The organism is Massilia hydrophila (assembly GCF_020208145.1).
GTDB lineage: Bacteria > Pseudomonadota > Gammaproteobacteria > Burkholderiales > Burkholderiaceae_D > Telluria > Telluria hydrophila.
Map to the genome: position 1 here is coordinate 1 of NZ_JAHYBX010000100.1, position 255 is coordinate 255.

General features: G+C 55.3%; 1 rRNA gene. It reads left to right on the forward strand.

What is annotated here, in order from left to right:
- A 16S ribosomal RNA gene (locus LE190_RS21690) occupies window positions 1-255 on the forward strand; the annotation flags it as partial.

Sequence of the window (255 nt, forward strand, 5' to 3'; positions counted from 1 at the left end):
GAGAGATCTGGGAGTGCCCGAAAGGGAGCCTTCACACAGGTGCTGCATGGCTGTCGTCAGCTCGTGTCGTGAGATGTTGGGTTAAGTCCCGCAACGAGCGCAACCCTTGTCATTAGTTGCTACATTTGGTTGGGCACTCTAATGAGACTGCCGGTGACAAACCGGAGGAAGGTGGGGATGACGTCAAGTCCTCATGGCCCTTATGGGTAGGGCTTCACACGTCATACAATGGTACATACAGAGGGCCGCCAACCC